21 protein-coding genes and 1 riboswitch are annotated in these 20,593 nt (G+C 39.6%); of the genes, 18 read left to right on the top strand and 3 right to left on the bottom strand.

Annotation, left to right across the window (positions count from 1 at the left end; translation table 11 throughout):
- A partial coding sequence (locus NGR58_RS00005; RefSeq protein WP_133296300.1) for an IS3 family transposase occupies positions 1 to 97 on the top strand: 97 nt, incomplete at its 5' end.
- A 142-nt stretch (positions 98 to 239) separates the two neighbouring features.
- On the opposite strand, the gene NGR58_RS00010 is transcribed toward NGR58_RS00005, so the two are convergent.
- From NGR58_RS00010 to NGR58_RS00020, 3 genes are read right to left on the bottom strand one after another with little or no spacing between them, the layout of a single operon-like run.
- Positions 240 to 908 (bottom strand): energy-coupling factor transporter transmembrane component T family protein, encoded by a 669-nt coding sequence (locus NGR58_RS00010; protein WP_115471452.1) that lies wholly within the window; start codon positions 906 to 908, stop codon positions 240 to 242.
- Positions 901 to 2,316: an ABC transporter ATP-binding protein gene (locus NGR58_RS00015; protein ID WP_258087716.1), complete on the bottom strand. Its 1,416-nt coding sequence runs from the start codon at positions 2,314 to 2,316 to the stop codon at positions 901 to 903. Before NGR58_RS00015 ends, NGR58_RS00010 begins: the two co-directional genes overlap by 8 nt.
- A gap of 4 nt (positions 2,317 to 2,320) precedes the next feature.
- Positions 2,321 to 2,884 (bottom strand): ECF transporter S component, encoded by a 564-nt coding sequence (locus NGR58_RS00020; protein WP_258087717.1) that lies wholly within the window; start codon positions 2,882 to 2,884, stop codon positions 2,321 to 2,323.
- Between the two features lie 123 nt (positions 2,885 to 3,007).
- Positions 3,008 to 3,099, bottom strand: a riboswitch (TPP riboswitch).
- 172 nt (positions 3,100 to 3,271) lie between these two features.
- Between NGR58_RS00020 and NGR58_RS00025 the strand changes: the two genes are divergently transcribed.
- The 17 genes from NGR58_RS00025 (at position 3,272) to NGR58_RS00105 (ending at position 20,464) form a co-directional block, all read left to right on the top strand.
- On the top strand, positions 3,272 to 4,243 hold the full coding sequence (locus NGR58_RS00025; protein ID WP_258087718.1) for a ribose-phosphate diphosphokinase: 972 nt from the start codon (positions 3,272 to 3,274) through the stop codon (positions 4,241 to 4,243).
- A 32-nt stretch (positions 4,244 to 4,275) separates the two neighbouring features.
- On the top strand, positions 4,276 to 5,265 hold the full coding sequence (locus NGR58_RS00030; protein WP_115471456.1) for an aldo/keto reductase: 990 nt from the start codon (positions 4,276 to 4,278) through the stop codon (positions 5,263 to 5,265).
- A 90-nt stretch (positions 5,266 to 5,355) separates the two neighbouring features.
- Positions 5,356 to 6,273 (top strand): ribokinase, encoded by a 918-nt coding sequence (gene rbsK / locus NGR58_RS00035; RefSeq protein ID WP_258087719.1) that lies wholly within the window; start codon positions 5,356 to 5,358, stop codon positions 6,271 to 6,273.
- A gap of 8 nt (positions 6,274 to 6,281) precedes the next feature.
- A complete protein-coding gene (locus NGR58_RS00040) occupies positions 6,282 to 6,770 on the top strand; it encodes a DUF1456 family protein (protein ID WP_115471458.1) in 489 nt (162 codons plus the stop codon).
- A 354-nt stretch (positions 6,771 to 7,124) separates the two neighbouring features.
- A complete protein-coding gene (locus NGR58_RS00045; RefSeq protein WP_258087720.1) occupies positions 7,125 to 8,519 on the top strand; it encodes an Nramp family divalent metal transporter in 1,395 nt (464 codons plus the stop codon).
- A gap of 128 nt (positions 8,520 to 8,647) precedes the next feature.
- Positions 8,648 to 8,896 (top strand): hypothetical protein, encoded by a 249-nt coding sequence (locus tag NGR58_RS00050; RefSeq protein ID WP_258087721.1) that lies wholly within the window; start codon positions 8,648 to 8,650, stop codon positions 8,894 to 8,896.
- Between the two features lie 37 nt (positions 8,897 to 8,933).
- On the top strand, positions 8,934 to 9,125 hold the full coding sequence (locus NGR58_RS00055; protein ID WP_115471461.1) for a hypothetical protein: 192 nt from the start codon (positions 8,934 to 8,936) through the stop codon (positions 9,123 to 9,125).
- Positions 9,126 to 9,390: 265 nt separating this feature from the next.
- On the top strand, positions 9,391 to 9,705 hold the full coding sequence (locus NGR58_RS00060) for a PadR family transcriptional regulator (RefSeq protein ID WP_258087722.1): 315 nt from the start codon (positions 9,391 to 9,393) through the stop codon (positions 9,703 to 9,705).
- Positions 9,698 to 10,315, top strand: a complete 618-nt coding sequence (locus NGR58_RS00065) for a DUF1700 domain-containing protein (protein ID WP_115471463.1) — start codon at positions 9,698 to 9,700, stop codon at positions 10,313 to 10,315. Before NGR58_RS00060 ends, NGR58_RS00065 begins: the two co-directional genes overlap by 8 nt.
- A 1-nt stretch (position 10,316) precedes the next feature.
- A complete protein-coding gene (locus NGR58_RS00070) occupies positions 10,317 to 11,126 on the top strand; it encodes a DUF4097 family beta strand repeat-containing protein (RefSeq protein ID WP_115471464.1) in 810 nt (269 codons plus the stop codon).
- A gap of 193 nt (positions 11,127 to 11,319) precedes the next feature.
- Complete coding sequence (locus NGR58_RS00075; protein ID WP_258087723.1) at positions 11,320 to 13,686, top strand: Xaa-Pro dipeptidyl-peptidase; 2,367 nt, start codon at positions 11,320 to 11,322, stop codon at positions 13,684 to 13,686.
- A gap of 53 nt (positions 13,687 to 13,739) precedes the next feature.
- Positions 13,740 to 14,558 (top strand): Cof-type HAD-IIB family hydrolase, encoded by an 819-nt coding sequence (locus tag NGR58_RS00080; protein ID WP_258087724.1) that lies wholly within the window; start codon positions 13,740 to 13,742, stop codon positions 14,556 to 14,558.
- A 179-nt stretch (positions 14,559 to 14,737) separates the two neighbouring features.
- A complete protein-coding gene (locus NGR58_RS00085) occupies positions 14,738 to 16,138 on the top strand; it encodes an RsmF rRNA methyltransferase first C-terminal domain-containing protein (RefSeq protein WP_258087725.1) in 1,401 nt (466 codons plus the stop codon).
- A 51-nt stretch (positions 16,139 to 16,189) separates the two neighbouring features.
- Positions 16,190 to 16,501, top strand: coding sequence for an Asp-tRNA(Asn)/Glu-tRNA(Gln) amidotransferase subunit GatC (gatC, locus tag NGR58_RS00090; RefSeq protein WP_075269371.1), 312 nt, complete (start codon positions 16,190 to 16,192; stop codon positions 16,499 to 16,501).
- A complete protein-coding gene (gatA, locus tag NGR58_RS00095; protein WP_258087726.1) occupies positions 16,501 to 17,958 on the top strand; it encodes an Asp-tRNA(Asn)/Glu-tRNA(Gln) amidotransferase subunit GatA in 1,458 nt (485 codons plus the stop codon). Before gatC ends, gatA begins: the two co-directional genes overlap by 1 nt.
- Positions 17,958 to 19,403 carry an Asp-tRNA(Asn)/Glu-tRNA(Gln) amidotransferase subunit GatB gene (gatB, locus tag NGR58_RS00100; RefSeq protein WP_258087727.1) on the top strand — a complete coding sequence of 482 codons (1,446 nt, stop codon included), beginning with the start codon at positions 17,958 to 17,960 and terminating at the stop codon, positions 19,401 to 19,403. The genes gatA and gatB overlap by 1 nt, the downstream gene beginning before the upstream one ends.
- Positions 19,404 to 19,513: 110 nt before the next feature.
- Entirely contained in the window at positions 19,514 to 20,464 is a 951-nt protein-coding gene (locus tag NGR58_RS00105) for a diacylglycerol kinase (RefSeq protein WP_115471470.1), read from the top strand.
- Positions 20,465 to 20,593: the final 129 nt, after the last annotated feature.

Genomic DNA, 20,593 nt, shown 5'->3' on the forward strand with positions numbered 1-20,593 from the left:
TTATATCTATTACTACAACAATAAACGGATTAAAACAAAGCTGGCCGGAAAAACTCCGGTTCAATACCGAAGTCTTTCCGACCAGCTAGTTGCTTAAACTTCTCTCCAATTTTTGGGGTTCAGTTCAGTTCCAACCTTTTTTCTGAAAGTATATTGTATAACGAAGTTTATGCTACGGCCAAAAATGATGAAAATCACGTGACACGCTAGCTTTAAAACGACTTTTGTCACGCTCTTGTTTACCAAGGCTTGATGATAATCGCAGTTAAAAGATATGCCAAGATTAACAGGCAGACGAGGCCCCATTGCCATTTTGGTAAGTGTTCTTGTACAGTCTGTGTTCGTGGAAAACCTTCCGAAAAACCATGAGAAGTCATGGCAATTGCCAAGTCATCCGACCAATGTAGGGCACTTAGAATCGCTTTGAAATAGATCTGAGGTTGCCATAAATGATAAGTAATCCCACGCAAGGCACCAGCATATCGAATGATTTGCACTTGTCGTCTGACACGTGGCACTAAGTTAAAGGCAGCTAATAAACCATAAGTAAAAGTATTAGATAACTTTGCATGCTGATTCAAGCTGAACAGTAAATCTTTCACATTGACAGTTAGCGTGACAGCGGCTCCCAAAAGGAGGTAGGCGTATAAACGAGTTGCATAGACCAGTGCCAGGTGATGTGTGTCACCAGTACCAAAGGCAATAAATGACCACCAAGTTCCAAAGGCCACGGGAATCGAGATTATCAGCATCAGGCCGACAATTTTTAAGTTTGGTCGTTGGAGTAATAGATAAATTAAACTAATGAGCGCAATGACTCCGTTGAGAATAACGGAACGGACAAATGAAGTTTCAATACCAATGCCGAGCATAATGAAGACAAGAATTGTTGGATTTAATTTAAGCATTTGGCGCCTCCCCAACAAGTTGTAATTGTTGATTCTTAAAAATCAATTCATAGTCAATAAAATCAGCCAAACCGGCACGTTGATGAGAAATCATCAGGACACTTTGGTCAGTTTCGTGAATACTCTGGTTAATTAATGTCATCACTGTGTTTACTGAATCAATATCCAGACCAGCCAGTGGTTCATCCAACAATAGAATTGGTTGCCCCATAATCAACATACTGAGCACTTGTAACTTCTTTTGTTGACCACCAGATAGTTGATAGACCACATGTTCAGTTAGATGATTTAAGTGTAAATTTTCTAAAGCTGTTTGTATACGCTCATCTGTCCAATAATCAGTTGCTAAACTATGCTGTTGTGACAACGTGACTTCTTCTTGAACGGTCATTGTTACAAATTGATCACTAGCCGATTGAAAAATCAACGCAACTTTTTTTGCCCAATTTTTTAGCTTTATTTTGGCTGTATCTTGATCATCCCAAGTCACTTGCCCGTTATATTTGACTTGGTGACTAAGTGCCTTAAATAAAGTTGATTTACCGATACCGTTTGCACCAGACAATAAGCCGATTTGTCCAGTCGGTAAAGTAAAGTCACTATTGATTAACAATTGCCGACTTTTGCCCACAGTCAGTGTCAATTCTTGCCAGCGTAGATGACCATCAGTTTTAGGAACACCATAAAAAGGTGTTTGAGCAGGGAGATTAACTAATTTTGACAGTGATTGTTGATTTAATGTGCCCGAATCAGTATCGATAGCAAATAGGTAATCAACGAGTTCTTGGTAACCAGATAAGTCATGATCAGAGATAATGATCGTTTTGTGCTGCTCTAGTTGCATTTTTTTCAAATCCGTCAGTAGTGATAAACGTGCGGCTGGATCAACACTGGCAAATGGTTCATCAAGTAAGATGATATCACTGTCCATCGCAAAAATAATGGCCAAGGCAACGCGTTGTTTTTCACCACCAGACAACGTCAATAAATCTTGGTCAGCAATTTGCTCTAGATGGAGCGCATTGATAGCAAATGCTACTCGCTGATTAATAACCTCAGTTGGCAATTGTAAATTCTCTAAAGCAAATACCAATTGTAGTCGTGCTGTCCGCATCGCGAATTGACGGTCTGGATTTTGGAAGAGCATGGCAATTCGTTTTGCCCGTTCGAAAGGTGCTAATGGTTGAATAGGTTCGTCGTTTAATAATACCTGACCAGCCGTGACGACCCCACCAAATTTTGGTAGTAATCCAGCCATTGCTTTCAGCAGGGTCGATTTACCTGAACCAGAAGGGCCAATCAATAAGTTAAAAGATCCTGTTTCGGGAACCCAGTTAATCTGATTTAATACGTTGGGTTGGTCAGCTTGATAGGCAAAGCTTAGATGATCAACTTGTAATTTTGTCATAAGCTTAACGTTTTAGTAATCCAGATTTTGCAACAAGCTTTTTGATAAAGTAAACTAATACACCACCAAAGAAACCGGCAGAAATCAAACGAATAATAAATAGGGTAATCATCAAACTTGGCTTGTAATCTGCATAACCACTATTGAAGAGGTCCCAAATGAATGTCACGATCGTTGTCGTTAATACAGAAAGACTAATGCCTAATTTATCCCAGTTTTTGTAGCCAGTCGCAGCAAATCCGAGTTCTGTACCAATACCTTGGACAAAACCGGAAATCAAATTAGCAGCTCCCCAGCTTGAGAATAATAGCATTTCAACAGCTGCTGCTAATACTTCACCAATAGTTGAACTACCGACCTTTTGTAGGATAGCCCCAGCTAATGGTCCAGCCATCAACCAGACACCTAATGTTAAATCATTTGCGTAGGGCTTTAGTGGAGTAGCAGCAACGGCATAATAAGCAGCACTCCAGACCTCAAAAATGACCCCAAAAAAGATGGCGATGATGGCTAAGAAAATCACATCACGTAATGACCATTTAACCTTAGACTCAGTAACTGTTTGCATAATAATTGCAAACCTCCTTAAAATAAAATGTGGTCGAATCGCCGAAGCTTTGGTAACAAAAAAAGCCCCAGTATCGATAGCGCTTACACACTAATCATTGATACTGGGGCTTGTTTACTGTCATGGTAAACAAACCAAGCTCCCTAGCAACATTACCTTGCTCAGGTTCTATGGGTATTATCTCAGCCAGCTTAATGGCACCCCAGCTTGTTTGATTCGCTTGTTTAAGTATAGTGGGAATGTATTTAATTTGCAAATAAATTCTATTGGGCTAACACATCATCAGAACAACTCAGGCTTTAATGGTATAAAGCATACCGTAACCGGTTTTATTTTGTTAAAATAGATTTAACGACAGATGGTGGTGAGAAATGGAGGAAATCACTCGTGAAATCTCAAATAAAGTTGTTAGGGCTAACTGCGAATCATGATTTAGCAGATGCAGTGGCAGAAGAATTGCATTTGCCGTTGACACAGTTAGATATCAAGCGCTTTGCGGACGGCGAAATTTATGAACGAATATTAGAAAGTATCCGTGGCGATGATGTTTACGTTATTGCACCAATTGCAGAGGAAGTAAATGATGCATTTATGGAAATGATGATTGTTGTGGATATCTTACGACGTTCATCTGCGGCGAAAATTACGCTTGTTATTCCATACTTTGGTTACGCTCGCCAAGACCGTAAAGCCAAATCACGAGAACCGATTACTGCTAAAATGGTTGCGTCACTTATTGAAATGAATGGTGTTGACCGGGTTGTTTCGATGGACTTTCACGCAGCGCAATTACAAGGCTTCTTTAATATGCCAGTTGATCATTTGCAAGCGGCACCATTATTAACAGACTACTTTTACAGCCGGAATTTATTAGATGATTTGGTTGTTGTTTCACCAGATCACACCGGAGCTGGTCGTGCCCGTAAATTTGCTGACTTACTTGGTGCTCCTTGGGGAGTTGTCAACGATAATGTCGCAATGACTAACCCAGAGTCTGATGATGCAATTGTTGGTGATGTCAAAGGACGTCGGGCAATCATTGTTGATGATATTATTGATACTGGCTACCGTGTGCAGATGACTGCTAAAGCGTTATTGGCTAATGGCGCCACTGAAGTTTACGTTGCTGCAACACACCCAGTTCTTTCAGGTCAAGCAGCTGAAAATTTGGCAGCAGATGACAATATTGAACGTTGTATCTTTACGGACACCTTACGTATCCCTGAAGAGAAGCAAAGTTCAAAATTCACGACATTATCTGTTGCACCTTTGTTTGCCGAAGCTATTAACCGCATTCATGAGAACAAACAGATTGATGTACTATTACGTTCAAAAAATAAGCCAGAAGTTAATTTATAAATAATCGCATTTAAAAATTAGGAGGTACCATAATGGTCTACGCAGCATCAGAAAATCGTTATGAAGTTATGCCATATCGTCGGGTTGCCGATTCAGGATTGATTTTACCAGCCTTGTCATTTGGATTGTGGCGTAATTTAGGAGATCAAAAGCCGCTAGCTAATTCAAGAGAAGTGATGTTAAAAGCATTTGATAATGGTATTTTTTCTTTTGATAATGCTTCAAATTATGGTCCTTCCGATGGGACTGCGGAAGAAACATTTGGTGCAGTTTATAAAAAAGATTTACATCCTTACCGTAATGAATTGATCATCACCACTAAAGCTGGTTACCATATGTGGCCAGGACCACTGGGACAGTTTTCAGGTAAAAAGACCTTAACAGCTGCTTTAGATCTATCATTACAACGGATGCATTTAGATTACGTTGATATTTTTTATGCGCACCGTTGGGATCCAGAGACGAACTTACGTGAAACAGCTGAAGCCTTAGACTTAATGGTTCGCCAAGGGAAAGCTCTGTATGTTGGGGTTTCAAATTACACGACTGAACAAGTGGCTGAGATTAGTAAAATATTTGATGAATTACACACACCATTTATTGGTAATCAGATGTCATACAATATGTTTAATCGAGAAGCTGAAGATACGGATATGTTGGCTACTTTGGCACAACATCATGCTGGATTGATTGCGTATGGTCCATTGGCAGAAGGTTTGTTAACGGATCGTTATTTGGATGGTTTCCCAGCTGACATGCCATTGCATCGTACCAATGCGTTCATCAAAGATGATCCCAAGGGAACGGTGTCAAAGCTTAACGCGTTGAATAAAGTGGCAGCTGATCGTGGACAAACCTTAGCACAACTAGCAATGGCCTGGTTGCTACGTGATAAACGTGTGCCATCAATCGTCATTGGTGCTTCTTCAGTTGATCACTTATTGGATAATGTCAAGGTTGCTGATAATATGACGTTGTCTACCGAAGAATTAGCAAAAATTGATGCTATTTTGAAGGGATAAAATTTGAGGGACAAGAATTGTTTATTTTCTAGATAACTAACTTGAAAATAAACAATTTTTTTGAATAATTATTTATAGGAGAATTGAGCTATGACAAGAAAAGTAACAGTTCTGGGGTCGTTGAATTCGGATACGATTTTGCATATTGATCACTTGCCAGTACAGGGTGAGACCATGGCCATGTCTGATGCCTCAACCGCACCAGGGGGTAAGGGGGCCAATCAAGCAGTTGCTGCCCAGCGCTTAGGTGCGCAAGTGCATTTTATCGGTGCTGTTGGTCAAGACCAGAACGGTGAGTTGCTACTGAATGCCTTGCAAGCAGATGGTGTCGATACCACACACATTGCCCAACTTGCCAATGTTGGTACCGGAGCCGCCTATATTTTATTGGAAAGCGATTCGAACAATACGATTCTTATTTTAGGTGGTGCGAATCAACAAGTTAGTGAAACAAATGTTGATGAGGCAGAAAAAACGATTCAATCATCAGAAGTCTTGGTCGCACAATTTGAAACACCGATTGTGGCAACGCTGCAAGCGTTTAAACTTGCTAAGTCAGCGGGGGTCATGACGATTCTAAATCCAGCACCCGGGCACAAAGAAATTCCAAAAGAATTATTGGGGTTAACTGATCTGATTACACCTAACGAAACTGAGGCCGAAATCATTACGGGTATTCCAGTTAATGATGATATATCGATGACCAATGCTTCTAATAAAATGCAAGAGATGGGTGCTAAAAATGTTATCATTACTCTAGGTGAGCGTGGTGCGTATTATCAGTTGGCTGATGGTCATCATGGTTTCGAGCCGGCCTTGAAGGTTAAAGCTGTGGATACAACAGCAGCAGGTGACACTTTTATTGGCGCATTGGCGACTAAATTAGCGCCTGATATGACCAATCTTGTTGAAAGCGTTCGTTTTGCTAGTGCAGCATCCGCATTAACTGTGCAAGGTGCAGGTGCCCAACCATCGATCCCCACACTTAAAAAAATGAAAGAAGTATAACATCAATTATGCACAACAACGATATTATTCGTAGATTGCAATATATTTTCAATATTAATAGTAAGGACATGATGACTATTTTTGAACTAGGTGGTTTGACTCTTGATAAGCTAACCTATTTAGCAATCATGGCTAAACCAACCCAAGATAGTGCCAGAGATGCTCAGCTATCACGACATGACCTGGAAAAGTTTTTGAACGGATTGATTATCTCTCAGCGAGGACATAAAAAGAATCCAGATGGGTCGATTGCTGCACCGGACTATAGTATGCAACGCGATAACGATATTAATAATGTCGTTATTAAAAAGGTAAAGATTGCTATGGCGTACACAACTGAAGATTTACTTGATTTTTGGCAAGCTGCTGATTTCAAAGTAACTAAAGGTGAGGTTGGGGCAATGTTACGGCGTAAGTCACATCCAAAATATTTAATTGCTGGTGACCAATTCATGCGTAAACTATTGATTGGTATGGCAAACACGCTGCGTGGTTAAATGACCAATTTATGATAGAAAACGGCTTAAGTTAGGCATTACTTAACTTAAGTTTTTTTGTAAACGTTTTAATTTTTAATTGATAATAAAAATTAAAACCACTTTTGGGCAAAATATTTGATATTATTGTGTAAAAAAAATAAAAATAAGCAAAAAAATAGTTGCAACTGGGGGCGTAAGCGAGTAATATATTGTCGACGGGTAAGGAGCGCCCCGGTTAAGTATAAGTCATAAGCTTTCAACAACCAAGTTGAACGAAATTCTTTATGAATTCTACTTAGCACTATATACAAAAGTAAATAGTACACTGGGACTGACCTTATTACGGCATATTACGTATTATGGGAGGTTGTCATGACTGAAAAAGAAGTGACAAAAAACAAAGGGCTGGTACAAGATGCAGCTGCGGATGATAGTTTAGGCGATATCAATGGTTCTGTATCTGTACCAAAAGGTGGCTCTTTTTGGAGAAAACTGTGGGCATTTTCAGGACCAGGGGCATTAGTTGCCGTTGGGTATATGGACCCTGGTAACTGGGTCACTTCTGTAACTGGTGGAGCAACGTACCACTACACATTACTTTCAGTTGTCTTGATTTCATCACTGATTGCAATGATGCTACAATATATGGCTGGTAAGTTGGGAATGGTTAAGCATGAAGACTTAGCTCAAGCGACTCGTAACCGTACCAACAAGACCGGTGGTATCATCCTTTGGATTATTAGTGAGTTGGCCTTGATGGCAACGGATATTGCCGAGGTTATCGGTGGTGCGATTGCCTTGCACTTGTTGTTCGGTTGGTCAATGATTGCATCTGTGTTAACGACGGCATTGGATGTTGTGTTGCTATTGTTACTAATGCGTTTTGGATTCCGAAAAATCGAAGCAATTGTTGTAACACTTATTTTAACTATCTTATTTATTTTCGGATATCTAGTAGTTTCATCAAATCCTAATTTAGCAGCTTTGTTTGGTGGTTACTTACCACAATTACAAACAGTTAGCACACACGGTATTCATGGTGCTGATTCACCATTAGTCATGACCTTAGGTATTATTGGTGCGACGGTTATGCCACACAACCTATACTTGCATTCATCAATTTCACAAACACGTCAAGTGAGTCGTAAAAACAAGGAAGAGTTAAAAGAGGGTGTTCGTTTTATGGCTTGGGATTCAAATATCCAATTGTCATTAGCCTTTGTTATTAATTCATTCCTATTGATTTTGGGAGCATCATTGTTCTTCGGACATGGTGATCAAGTTGGTACTTTCGGTCAAATGTATAATGCACTAGGTGATAGTTCAATTGCTGGTGCCATTGCATCACCAGTTCTATCAACGTTATTTGCGGTTGCTTTGCTAGCATCAGGACAAAATTCAACAATTACTGGAACGTTGACTGGTGAAGTTATCATGACTGGTTTCTTACACTTGAAGGTGCCAATGTGGCTACGTCGTGTGATTACTCGTGGTTTGGCTTTGATTCCAGTTGTTGCCTTTACGTTGATTTATGGTGGTGACGAAGGAAAACTTGATCAATTACTTGTTTATTCTCAAGTCTTCTTGTCAGTTGCTTTGCCATTTGCGATGGCACCATTAATTGCGTTCACATCTTCAAAGAAGGTTATGGGTGAAGACTTTGCCAACTCAAAGTGGATGACATGGTTAGCATGGATTGTCTTTGTTGTTTTGACAGGATTGAATATCCAATTAGTCTTCCAAAGTCTTGGACAGATGTTTGGTTAATTAGTTAACGAAGCTAATTAATTTTGGCATAAAATGATTTAATCAAATAAACTATAAATCAAGTGGCTGAATTCTTTAAAGAATTCAGCTACTTTTTTGTAGATTTGTGAGGAGGTGGTATTTCAATTATGGTCGAAAATAATTTTGACTTACATGACTGTCTTGCTGAATTAACTTCAGATCCTAAAGCAGAATCAAAGATATTACAATACATTGACCAACAGCATGGTCCCAAAAACAAAGTTGTTATGCATATTGAAATGGGAGAATTAATTAATGTTATACTGTCAACAGAAGAAGGTGATAATATCTTAGCTTGTGTTTTGACTTATTCAGAGCATTATCATAACAAGATAATTGAATTGACAGCTAGCTAATTTAAACACTGTAGGTTTAATGAGGGGGGGACGATATATGAGTAAATGGGTGCGTGAATTTTTACGCCTTGATTTAGAAACAATAATATTTGGTTTTTCGTATTATTTTTTTACTAATTTAATAGGTTATGAGCAAAGCATTACTAATGCTGTTAGTGTTTCTGTCATATTTTGGGTACTAATGTTAATTGTTTTAGACTTTATGGGTAAATTTAAGAAGAACGATTAATAATTGAGGTCATTGGTAGTATAAAAATAACTTCTTATCTTTTTAGTCTTGAAATGAAAGGTTAATTTGGTTAGTTGTTACATGATGCTAATAGCAGAATTATTTAATTGAATAGCTTAAACACTAAGCAGCTGAATTCTTCATGAATTTGGTTGCTTTTTTCTTTAAACGGCAATTATTATAATCTTTATTGTTGACATACCATTATACGTCATATAATATAATGGTATACAAGATATAACATTGAGAAATAAGGAGAACAGCCATGAATATTCAAGTACCAACGGTGGTACTCGATGGTTCTGTATTGGCCGTATTAACCAAGGAAGATACATACGGTTATATTATTACTAAGGCGATGCAAGAATTATTGGGCGTCAGTGAATCAACGATGTACCCTGTTTTAAGACGATTAAAACGTGATGGCTATTTAGAAACATATGATAAGCCATTTGAAGGTCGCAATCGGCGTTATTACCACATTACTGAAGTAGGTGTGACCCATTTAAATGAAATCAGTCAAGCATGGGTAGATTTCCGTGGAGCAGTGGATTCATTATTGGAGGAAAGTGATGATTAAAGAATATTTAACAGCAGTTAGATCATATTTGAATGATATTCCTGCTGATGAACGTGAAGAGTTACTACAGTTTTATGAAGAGCAAATGTTAGATGCTGGCTATACGATGGAAGAAGTTAAAGAAAAGTATGGTTCACCAAAGCAATTTGCGCGCTCATTAAAAATTGAATATTTCATTGAAAGTGATGAAGTAGCAGATGAAGATATGCCAACTAGCAAACGAACAAAAAACCGCGTGACCTTAATCTGGTTAATTGTTTTGGGGTTGTTTGCGTCACCAATTTTAATTCCCGTGGCAATTGGATTAGTACTCGCACTAATTGGTGCCTTTATTGGTTTCCTGGCAATTATCTTTGGTATTTATGTTGGGATTATCGGAACTTTAGCTGGTGGTTTGTTTGCCTTCGTTAACGGTATTATTTTATTGTGGCAGTCTGTGCCAACTGGATTACTATTTATCGGTGGTGGTCTGTTGTTAACCGGTCTAGTTGTTTTCTTTGCACCAATCGTTTGGCGCTTGACTCGTTGGTTATTTGAAATGTTGGTACAATTTGTGAAGTGGATTGGCCATCGTTACTTAGGCAAAAATCACGTAAAGGAGGCACAATAAAATGGGATTAAAAACAACACTCATGGCTGGTGGTAGTATGATGCTTGTTGGTGGTGCCTTGGTGATTACTGGACTATCAACCGGTGCTAAGACGTCATTTACTTGGGATAATGGTCCCAAGATTGTCGAAACACACAGTCTTAACAAAACATTTAATAATAAAGATTTTAAAAAAGTTACAATTGATAGTGGCGCGAATTCATATGTGAGAATCGTCCGGGGGAATCAATGGCAAGTATCAGGCAAGTATCTTGATGGTAACGCTGATTTAAGTACCGTCAATAATGAATTGAAGTTGGCCTTACGTGAGCCAAAAAATTCAGTTTTTGGTTTTAAAGAATCAGATCAGACTGCTGTTGTGACGGTCCCATATAAGGTTAATTTGGATGACTTAAACATTAATACTGAAGGTAGTGGTGTGAAAACACAGGATGTGTCCGCCAAGAATGTGACAGTTCATAATAATTATGGTGGTGTACGTTTAACAAAATTGACCGCCCAAAAGATTAATATGCAAGGCGATGCTGGTAATTACCGCTTACAAGACGTGACGGCGGATACGATACATGTGGACAGCGGGGATGCCTATTTGAAGGCACGCAATTTAACGTTGAAACAAGCTAGCCATGTGCAGGGTGATAATCAAGAAGTTGTCTTACGTGAAAGCCACCTACCAGGTATTAAGGTTGTTAACCAAGATAGTAGTATTTATGCTAACGGTGCTGACCAAGGTGATAATGATTATCTAACAGGTGATCAAAGTAAGGCTTTGACGATTGATGGCGACGAGACTGACGTTACAATCAAGTAGTTTATAGACTGGTAACTAATATATTTATAGCAAGCAGGGTTTGGAATGATTATTTTGTTCCAAACCCTGTTTTTTACTAAGAAGTTTAAACATTAATGTAACACAATTTGTACACCGACTTGTGTCACGCTCTCAAGTTCTCACTGTGTTTTAATCTTTGTTATAATGGAAACACTGAAATGGAGAGTGAAATATGAAAATAAATCAATTTGGTGTTATCAAAAGAACTTTCGAACAGAAAATTAATGAGTTGGCGTTGATTGGTTTTTATGATGAAAAAATCCAAGCCGCCATTTCAAAGGGGAGTGTGCCACTATTACAAGCACTGTTAGAACAAGCAGCGCAATCAACTGCGGTGACAACAAAGTTTGATGATTATATGGTCAACGAACAACAAGATTTAGCCGCTTTTTTTGCAACGGATAAACAAGTCACCAATCAAGAATTTGATGCCATTGCTTTGCAATTACTCAATTTTGAAGAATCAGTTGACTATAATTTAGCTGATTCTGTACAAGCAGTAAACAGAATTGGATTACCGTTATTTAGTAAGGATGGGGACTGGTCGACTCATGATGTGTTAAATGCATGGTATGATCTGTTAACGACGCATACCAAAGGTGGTCTACAATTTATTGATGAATTAGTCAGTCATCAGTATCTCAAGCCAACTAATCAGACAGTGTTCTTTAATGGTAAGGCGTTAGCAACATTTGACACCAACCAATTAATTAAGGAAGTTGTCTATGTTGAAACGGATTTAGATACGGATAAAGATGGTGTAAAAGATTTTGTTCGTGTCGATATTATTCGTCCAACAACAGCACAAAAGGTGCCAACTTTGTTTACGGCATCCCCTTACTACCAGGGAACAAACGATGTGGTTAGTGATAAAAAGTTGCACGATGTTAATCAACCACTACAACGCAAAATTCCTAATAATTTAACATACGAGGACATTGCGTATGAGTCTAGTGCACCGGAAAAATTGACTGCCCATGAACAAACCGGCGAAACAACGGAAGCAACTGAGACCTTCTATTCAAAATCACACGTGGATTTGAATAATTATTTCTTATCTCGTGGTTTTGCGGTGGCATATTCTTCAGGGGTTGGGACTCGTTATTCAGATGGTATGCAAGATACTGGTTCACCCGAGCAAGTGGTTAGTATGCAGGCAGTTGTGGAGTGGTTGGCCGGTAATCGTCAAGCCTTCGTTGATCGTCAAAGCGGTGTGACAATCAAGGCCCATTGGTCAAATGGCAAAGTGGCGATGACAGGTAAGTCATACTTAGGAACCTTAGCGACCGCTGTGGCAACTACGGGTGTTGCGGGATTAGAGACGGTAATTTCTGAAGCAGCTATTTCAGATTATTATCAATACTACCGTGATAATGGGCTTGTGATTGCGCCCGGTAGCTTTCCTGGCGAAGACATGGATGTTTTAGCAGAATTAGTCTATTCACGGATGCAAGATGCAGGTGATTGGCATCGGACAAAGGCACAGTGGGAGCAATTCCAGAAGCAAACCGTTAGAGACATGGATCGCACGACAGGTAATTATAATACTTATTGGGATGCACGTAATTATCTAAAAAATGTGCCCAATATGAAAGCCGATATTGTGATGGTTCATGGCTTGAACGATTGGAATGTGAAGCCACGACAAGTATTCCGTCTCTATCAAAAACTACAAGAACTTGATATTGTTAAGAAATTATATCTACATCAAGGACAACATATCTATATCAATAACAATCGTTCATTAGACTTTAGTGATCAAATGAATCTGTGGTTGAGCCATAAGCTGTATGGTATTGAAAATGATGCTGTTGCGCAATTACCAGATTTGACTTGGCAAAGTAACCAAACACCTGAAACTTGGGAAACTCGTCAAAGCTGGGGCACAACGACCCCTACGAAAATTTCCTTAGCAAATGTGCAAACGCCAGTTAATTACACAGATCGACAAACGAAAGTCGCCTATGAATCGTATAGTAAAGATTATGACCACTGGCGTTCATTGATGATTGATCGTGACAATCATGAGCTTGATCATTCACGTGTTATCTTTTCACAACCAAAACAAAAAGAAGATTTATTGATTGATGGTGAAGTATCGCTGCAATTAAGAATTAAATCGTCAACTAATGTGGGGTTAGTCAGTGCGATGTTAGTGGATTATGGTGATGCTAGTCGCTTAACGAAGAAACCTGTTCCACAGGGAAGCCAAATTGACCGTGGTGTCAATTGGCAGCCAACGCCGTTAGTTGAATTCGAACAGGCAAAATCAACACCTAATAAAATGATCACGATTGGGCATATCAATATGCAAAATCGTGAAAATGCTTGGCGTGTGAATGATTTGCATCCAGATGAATATGTTGATTTAACATTGACTTTGCAACCAACCTTGTATCAGTTAACGGCTGGTCATCAATTGGGAATTGTGATTTATGGTACCGATTTTGAAATGACCGTGCGCGGTAATCAAAATATTACTTATACAATTGATACAAAGCATAGCCAATTATTAGTACCAGTGGTTACTAGTAAGTAAATGTCAATAATCAAGATTGTAGGCAATAAGAGAAAATAAAAGAGGGTATAGTTATGGGACGTAAATTAGTTGGCATTGATTTGGATCGGACAACTTTAAATGATGCCGGAAATATTTCTATTAAAACACGTCAGACCATTCAAAAAATGCAACAAGCTGGTCATGTCGTGGCAATCATTACGGGACGTCCAGTACGCTTATCAATGGACATTTATCAACAACTAGGGTTAAAATCTCCAATGATTAATTTCAACGGATCACTTGGTGAAATTCCTAATCAAATGTGGGAACATGCTTATTCTTACCAAGTTGACCGTGAAATTGCTTTTGATTTAATTGAAAATGCGGCTGATATGGCTATCAAATCAGTGGTAGCTGAAAGTCGGGCGGATGTTTGGACTAATAGTCGCATAGCACCAGAAAATCCCAATGAAGCGTTTTTCTTTCCGCAAACGACCGATACTTACCACATGTTAGACCGTTTAAATTTGACCACGAATATCAATTCAATCTTGATTGAAGCACAAAATAGCGATCATCAAGCGCTTATTCAAGAATATGTGACCAATCGTTACGGTGCAGACCGTGTGACAGTTAACACATGGGGTGCTGATTCACCAGTACTAGAAGTGGTTCCGGCAGGGGTTGCGAAAGATACAGGATTGCAGATTATGCAACGCGCTTTTGATATTGATAAAGATGATGTCTATGCCTTTGGTGATGGCATGAATGATTACGAAATGATCGATTATGCCACGCATGGCATTGTCATGAAAAATGGCAATCCAGCTCTAAAGGCGATTGCTAATGACATTACCTCGTATACTAATGAGGAAGATGGCTTGGCCAAGTACTTAGAGCAGATTATTTAAAAGAGCAACGAAATATATTTCTCAGCCGTCAATCTACCCAGTAAGTGTGGGCAGGTTGACGGCTGATTGTAATTTTGAGCTCTTGCAGCGTCCTTATTTTCGTTGCCTGAAAAACACCTTTTTGAATAGTAAAAAAACGTGTAGAATAAAATTATTATATAGGACAAGGAGTTTATGAAATGGCGGAGTTACCTAAAGACTATCAGACGAAGTACCGTCAATTAATGGGCGATGATGCAGATGAATTCTTTGCAGCATTTGATCAGCCAGTTGTGAAGGCTTTTCGAGTCAATCCATTAAAAGCTAATCAGCAATTGTATGATACACCAACAAACGGGCAAGTGCCTTGGGGTGACTGGGGTTACTTTGGTGTTGCGAAAGGTCATTCGGTTGATCACACAACGGGTGTGATTTATTCACAAGAGCCATCTGCACAATTAGTGGGAGAAATCGCGCAACCACAACCTGGTGAGCGGGTCCTTGATTTAGCAGCTGCGCCGGGCGGCAAATCAACGCACTTGGCTTCTTATATGAAGCAACAGGGATTATTGGTATCGAATGAAATTTTTCGTAAGCGGGCGCAAATTTTAAGCGAAAATATTGAACGTTTCGGGGTCCAAAATGCATTGGTGACTAATCATTCACCACAAGAACTATCCAAGAAATTCCCACAATACTTTGATCGCATTGTTTTAGATGCACCTTGTTCTGGTGAGGGGATGTTCCGTAAAGATCCTGAGGCAATCAACTATTGGCATACGGACTATCCAGCAGAAAATGCAACTCGTCAGCGAGAAATCTTAGTAGAGACCATGAAAATGTTAAAACCAGGTGGGACACTAGTATACTCAACGTGTACGTTCGCTCCTGAAGAAGACGAACAAATCATTGCATGGTTATTAGCAACTTATCCTGGTTTACACTTGGTTGATGTACCAAAGCATGACGGCATGTCAGATGGTCACCCAGAATGGGCTGATGGCAATCCTGAGTTAGTAAAGCCTGTCCGTTTGTTCCCACAATTCGTGGCTGGTGAAGGGCATTTCATGGCAAAGTTGCAGTATCAGCCAGAGGATGAATCAACAGCTAAGGAACCTAAATTGGCTAAAACCAATTTAACGGCTGATCAGCGACAATATTGGGACGACTTTCAACAAAAATTCTTACCAAGTTATCAACCAGGCGTTCTTTTAGCTTTTGGTGATCAACTTTATGCAGCACCAACTGGCACGCCAGAATTAAAAGGCATCCAGGTATTACGAGCTGGGTTGCATTTGGGAACTTTTAAGAAGAAGCGCTTTGAGCCTAGTTTGGCTTTGGCTTTGGCCTTACACCCTGATACGTTTACGCAGCGCTATCAATTAAACGATGAAGAATGGCGTCAGTATGTCCACGGCGACACATTCATGCTACCATCATCTATGGGTCATTTAACAAATGGTTGGTATTTATTAGAGTTAAATGGTAATGGGGTTGGCTTTGGTAAGCTAGTCAACCGTCAAATGAAAAACTTTTATCCGAAGGGTCTAAGGTTCATTGTTCACGAGAATCAAGCGAATTTATCAGATGACGTATACTAAATATAAAAACTTTTGGTAAAATAGCTATATTAAAGCATGAAAGGAATTAACATGGCAAACGAGCAAATTACGCGTGAAGAAGTTGAACATGTGGCTAGCTTAGCAAAGTTAGCTTTAACGGATGCAGAAGCTGATATGTTTACAGATCATTTAGGTAAAATATTTGATATTGTGACAACATTAGCTGAGGTAGATACAGAAAATGTGAAACCAACATACTCTGTAACTGAGATGCAAACAGTATTACGAGATGATGTGGCGGTTAACGCACAACAATCAGAAGCATTATTGAATAATGCACCAGAACACCAAGGTACTTTGATTAAAGTGCCCGCAATTCTTAATGGGGGAGCTGAAGGTTAATGGATTTTTTGCATACAGATATCGAAAAGTTGCATGAACAACTAGTAAACAAAGAAATTACATCAGTTGACTTAGTTAAAGAAACACTAGCAAATATTGAGCAAACTGATGCAAAATATGACGCATTTTTAGCAACTATGTCAGAAAAGGCTTTAGCTGAAGCTGCTGCCATTGATGAAGCAGGTATCGATCCAGATAATGTACTATCTGGAATTCCATATGGAATTAAGGATAACTTGATTACGAAGGATGTGACGACAACTGCCGCATCAAAAATTTTACAAGACTTTAAACCAATTTATGATGCAACGGTCGTTTCACGTTTACGTGAACAAGGCGCTGTTGGTGTTGGTAAGTTAAACATGGATGAGTTTGCCATGGGTTCAACAACTGAAACATCATATTATAAGCAAACTAAGAATGCTTGGGATCAAACAAAAGTCCCTGGTGGTTCTTCGGGTGGATCAGCTGTGTCAGTTGCTGCCGGTCAAGTACCATTCGCATTAGGAACTGACACAGGTGGTTCAATCCGTCAGCCCGCTGCTTTCAATGGGATTGTTGGAATGAAACCAACATACGGCCGTGTGTCACGTTGGGGAGTGATTGCCTTTGCGTCATCACTTGACCAAGTTGGTGTCTTTACGCGTCGTGTCAAGGATAATGCCACTGTATTAGCTGCCATGGCTGGTCATGATGACAACGATCAAACGTCTTCAGACCAAGCGGTACCTGATTTTGCGGCCCACTTGGATGGCGATATCGCTGGCTTGAAGATTGCCGTACCAACAGAATACTTTGCTGCTGGTGTGGATGAAGGTGTTAAAGCAACTGTTCGTGCCGGTATTGACAAATTACGTGAACTTGGCGCAACAGTTGATGAAGTTTCATTGCCACATACAAAGTATGGTGTTGCTGCATACTATATCTTAGCTTCTGCTGAGGCATCATCAAACTTGCAACGTTTTGATGGTATCCGTTATAGTACGCGTCCAGAAAACGTCAAAAGTTTGGAAGACCTATACGTACAAACACGTACACAAGGCTTTGGTGACGAGGTCAAGCGTCGTATTATGCTTGGAACATACTCACTTTCAGCTGGTTCATATGATGCTTTCTTCAAGAAGGCTGCACAAGTACGTACGCTAATGAATGATGATTTCCAAAAAGTCTTTGCCGATTATGATTTGATTGCGGCACCAACTGCACCAAATGTTGCTTATGACTTTGGCGCTAACCAAGATGATCCTGAAGTCACTTACATGAATGATGTTTTGACGATTCCTGTTAATATGGCTGGATTGCCAGGTATGTCAGTACCAGCAGGCTTTGTTGATGGATTGCCAGTTGGTATGCAATTGATAGCAAACCGCTACCAAGAGGAGACCATTTATCGTGCTGCGTATGCTTATGAGCAAGCAACACGTCTATTCGAAAAAGTACCAGGAGGTAAGGATTAATGGCAGTGCCAAATTTTGAGACGACGATCGGACTAGAAGTCCATGTTGAGCTAAAGACTAATTCTAAGGCGATGTCACCTTCTCCAGTACAATATGGTTCTAAGCCTAATGCCAATACCAATGTTATTGACTGGGGATATCCTGGGGTTTTGCCACAGGCTAATAAGGGCGCCATTGAATATGGTATGATGGCATCACTTGCATTGAATGCTGATATTACACGTGATTTGCACTGGGATCGAAAGAATTACTTCTATCCTGATAATCCCAAGGCTTACCAAATTACCCAACAACAACAACCCATTGGTCGTCATGGTTGGCTAGAGATTGAATTTGAGGGTCAAAAGAAGCGTGTGGGTATTACTGAACTACACGTGGAAGAAGACGCTGGAAAGAATACCCACGGTACAGATGGTTATTCATATGTCGACTTAAACCGTCAAGGAACACCATTGATTGAAATTGTTGGTGCACCTGATATTTCATCACCTGATGAAGCTTATGCTTACCTAGAAGCATTACGTCAAGCTATCCAATTTACAGGAATTTCTGACGTGAAGATGGAAGAAGGTTCGATGCGTGTCGATGCCAATATTTCAATTCGCCCAGTTGGTTCAAGTGAATATGGTACTAAAGTCGAGTTAAAGAACTTGAACTCATTTAACTATGTGCGTAAGGCGCTAGCATTTGAGGAAAACCGCCATGCCAAGATTTACATGTCTGGTGGTACAATCAAGCAACAAACTCGTCGCTTTGATGAAGCAACTGGTGAAACTGTTTTGATGCGTGTTAAGGAAACAGCTGATGACTACCGTTACTTCCCAGAACCTGATTTGACGCCAATCCACGTCACGGACGATTGGATTGATGAAGTTAAAGCAAAGTTACCAGAGACAGCTAAAGCCCGTAAGGCACGTTATGTCGATGAACTTGGTTTGGAAGTTTATGATTCAGAAGTCTTAACACAAACGCTAGCCATGGCAAACTTCTTTGATGAAACCGTTAGTTTTGGTGCGGATCCAAAGCGTACCGCTAACTACCTAATGGGTGATGTTAATGCCTTCTTGAACGAGCAACAAGCTGATTTGGAAGAAACCCCATTAACACCAGCTCACTTAGCTGACATGATCAAGTTGATTGATGATGGTACAATTTCAACAAAGATGGCCAAGAAGGTCTTCAAAGCAATTACTAAGGGTGATGACCCAGTTGAATTTGTGGAGAAGAATGGTCTTAAGCAACTATCTGATCCAGCAGTATTGACACCAATGATTGATGAAGTTTTGGATAATAATGAGCAATCAATTATTGATTTCCATAATGGAAAAGATCGTGCCGTTGGCTTCTTGGTTGGTCAAATTATGAAGCAAACCAAGGGTAGTGCTAATCCAGCAGTTGTTAACAAATTATTGATGGCTGGTTTGCAAGCCCGTAAACCTGAGTAAAAAAACAGTGGAAACACATTTAAAAAGAGAGTAATTTTCTCTTATCGGAATCAGAGTAGTATAGTCTACTCTGGTTTCATACATATATTAAAATTTAGGAGCGAGATAGAATGAAAAGAGCACGCATTATTTATAATCCAACTTCTGGACGTGAAGCTATTCGACGTGACTTGGTCGATATTTTGGCTGTGTATGAAGAAGCCGGTTATGAGACCAGCGCCTATGCAACGACTCCTGAACCAAACTCAGCAATGATGGAAGCAGAACGTGCTGCCAAAGCAGGTTTTGACTTGTTAGTTGCAGCAGGTGGTGATGGGACGATTAATGAGGTTGTCAATGGTATTGCTCCATTAGATGAGCGACCAATGTTAGCCATTATCCCAGCTGGAACGACTAACGATTATGCACGTGCATTGAGTATTCCACGTGAGGATCCTTTAGCAGCTGCTAAAGTTATTCTGAAGGGGAAGGCAGCCAAGATGGATATTGGCCAAGCGAATGATTCGTACTTTATCAATATTGCTGCTGGTGGTTCATTGTCAGAGTTAACATATTCAGTGCCTTCTAAGTTAAAGTCAATGTACGGCTACTTAGCTTATGTCGTTAAGGGAGCTGAGATGTTGACTAGCATCAAACCAATGGACATCCATGTTAAGTATGATGATGGTGAATTTAATGGTAAATCAGCCATGTTCTTCTTGGCATTAACTAATTCCGTTGGTGGTTTTGAGCAGATTGTGCCAGACGCTAAGCTAGATGATGGTAAATTTACTTTGTTGATCGTTAAAACAACAAAATTTGCTGAGATTTTGAATTTGATTACCGAAGTGCTGAAAGGAAAGCACGTTAATAATCCAAATTTGATTTATGTGAAGTCTGAAAAAGTGGAAGTGTCATCGACTAAAAATGACAAAATTATGATTAATTTAGATGGTGAATATGGTGGGGATGCCCCAGTCACATTCGTTAACCATAAACAGCATATTGATATCGTTGCAAACATTGATGATATTGCAGAGAATACGTTAGTTGCAACGCCAATTACGTTACATGAAGATTAATTGTTTTTGATAAGTACTAGGGAAAACCAATGTGGGCTTTCTTGGTACTTTTTTTATGGGATGGCTGCGTTTAGCGAATAATTATCAATAATGCGCCGCCGAGCAAGAATGATATATGATAAAATAAAG

It is taken from the genome of Weissella fangxianensis (assembly GCF_024718545.1).
Lineage (GTDB): Bacteria > Bacillota > Bacilli > Lactobacillales > Lactobacillaceae > Weissella > Weissella fangxianensis.

What these genes read in the sequence shown, in the direction of transcription:
- NGR58_RS00010 (WP_115471452.1), bottom strand. Translation starts at nt 908, where the DNA reads ATGCTTAAATTAAATCCAACAATTCTTGTCTTCATTATGCTCGGCATT.
- NGR58_RS00015 (WP_258087716.1), bottom strand. Translation starts at nt 2,316, where the DNA reads ATGACAAAATTACAAGTTGATCATCTAAGCTTTGCCTATCAAGCTGAC.
- NGR58_RS00020 (WP_258087717.1), bottom strand. Translation starts at nt 2,884, where the DNA reads ATGCAAACAGTTACTGAGTCTAAGGTTAAATGGTCATTACGTGATGTG.
- NGR58_RS00030 (WP_115471456.1), top strand. Translation starts at nt 4,276, where the DNA reads ATGGTCTACGCAGCATCAGAAAATCGTTATGAAGTTATGCCATATCGT.
- rbsK (WP_258087719.1), top strand. Translation starts at nt 5,356, where the DNA reads ATGACAAGAAAAGTAACAGTTCTGGGGTCGTTGAATTCGGATACGATT.
- NGR58_RS00040 (WP_115471458.1), top strand. Translation starts at nt 6,282, where the DNA reads ATGCACAACAACGATATTATTCGTAGATTGCAATATATTTTCAATATT.
- NGR58_RS00045 (WP_258087720.1), top strand. Translation starts at nt 7,125, where the DNA reads ATGACTGAAAAAGAAGTGACAAAAAACAAAGGGCTGGTACAAGATGCA.
- NGR58_RS00050 (WP_258087721.1), top strand. Translation starts at nt 8,648, where the DNA reads ATGGTCGAAAATAATTTTGACTTACATGACTGTCTTGCTGAATTAACT.
- NGR58_RS00055 (WP_115471461.1), top strand. Translation starts at nt 8,934, where the DNA reads ATGAGTAAATGGGTGCGTGAATTTTTACGCCTTGATTTAGAAACAATA.
- NGR58_RS00060 (WP_258087722.1), top strand. Translation starts at nt 9,391, where the DNA reads ATGAATATTCAAGTACCAACGGTGGTACTCGATGGTTCTGTATTGGCC.
- NGR58_RS00065 (WP_115471463.1), top strand. Translation starts at nt 9,698, where the DNA reads ATGATTAAAGAATATTTAACAGCAGTTAGATCATATTTGAATGATATT.
- NGR58_RS00070 (WP_115471464.1), top strand. Translation starts at nt 10,317, where the DNA reads ATGGGATTAAAAACAACACTCATGGCTGGTGGTAGTATGATGCTTGTT.
- NGR58_RS00075 (WP_258087723.1), top strand. Translation starts at nt 11,320, where the DNA reads ATGAAAATAAATCAATTTGGTGTTATCAAAAGAACTTTCGAACAGAAA.
- NGR58_RS00080 (WP_258087724.1), top strand. Translation starts at nt 13,740, where the DNA reads ATGGGACGTAAATTAGTTGGCATTGATTTGGATCGGACAACTTTAAAT.
- NGR58_RS00085 (WP_258087725.1), top strand. Translation starts at nt 14,738, where the DNA reads ATGGCGGAGTTACCTAAAGACTATCAGACGAAGTACCGTCAATTAATG.
- gatC (WP_075269371.1), top strand. Translation starts at nt 16,190, where the DNA reads ATGGCAAACGAGCAAATTACGCGTGAAGAAGTTGAACATGTGGCTAGC.
- gatA (WP_258087726.1), top strand. Translation starts at nt 16,501, where the DNA reads ATGGATTTTTTGCATACAGATATCGAAAAGTTGCATGAACAACTAGTA.
- gatB (WP_258087727.1), top strand. Translation starts at nt 17,958, where the DNA reads ATGGCAGTGCCAAATTTTGAGACGACGATCGGACTAGAAGTCCATGTT.
- NGR58_RS00105 (WP_115471470.1), top strand. Translation starts at nt 19,514, where the DNA reads ATGAAAAGAGCACGCATTATTTATAATCCAACTTCTGGACGTGAAGCT.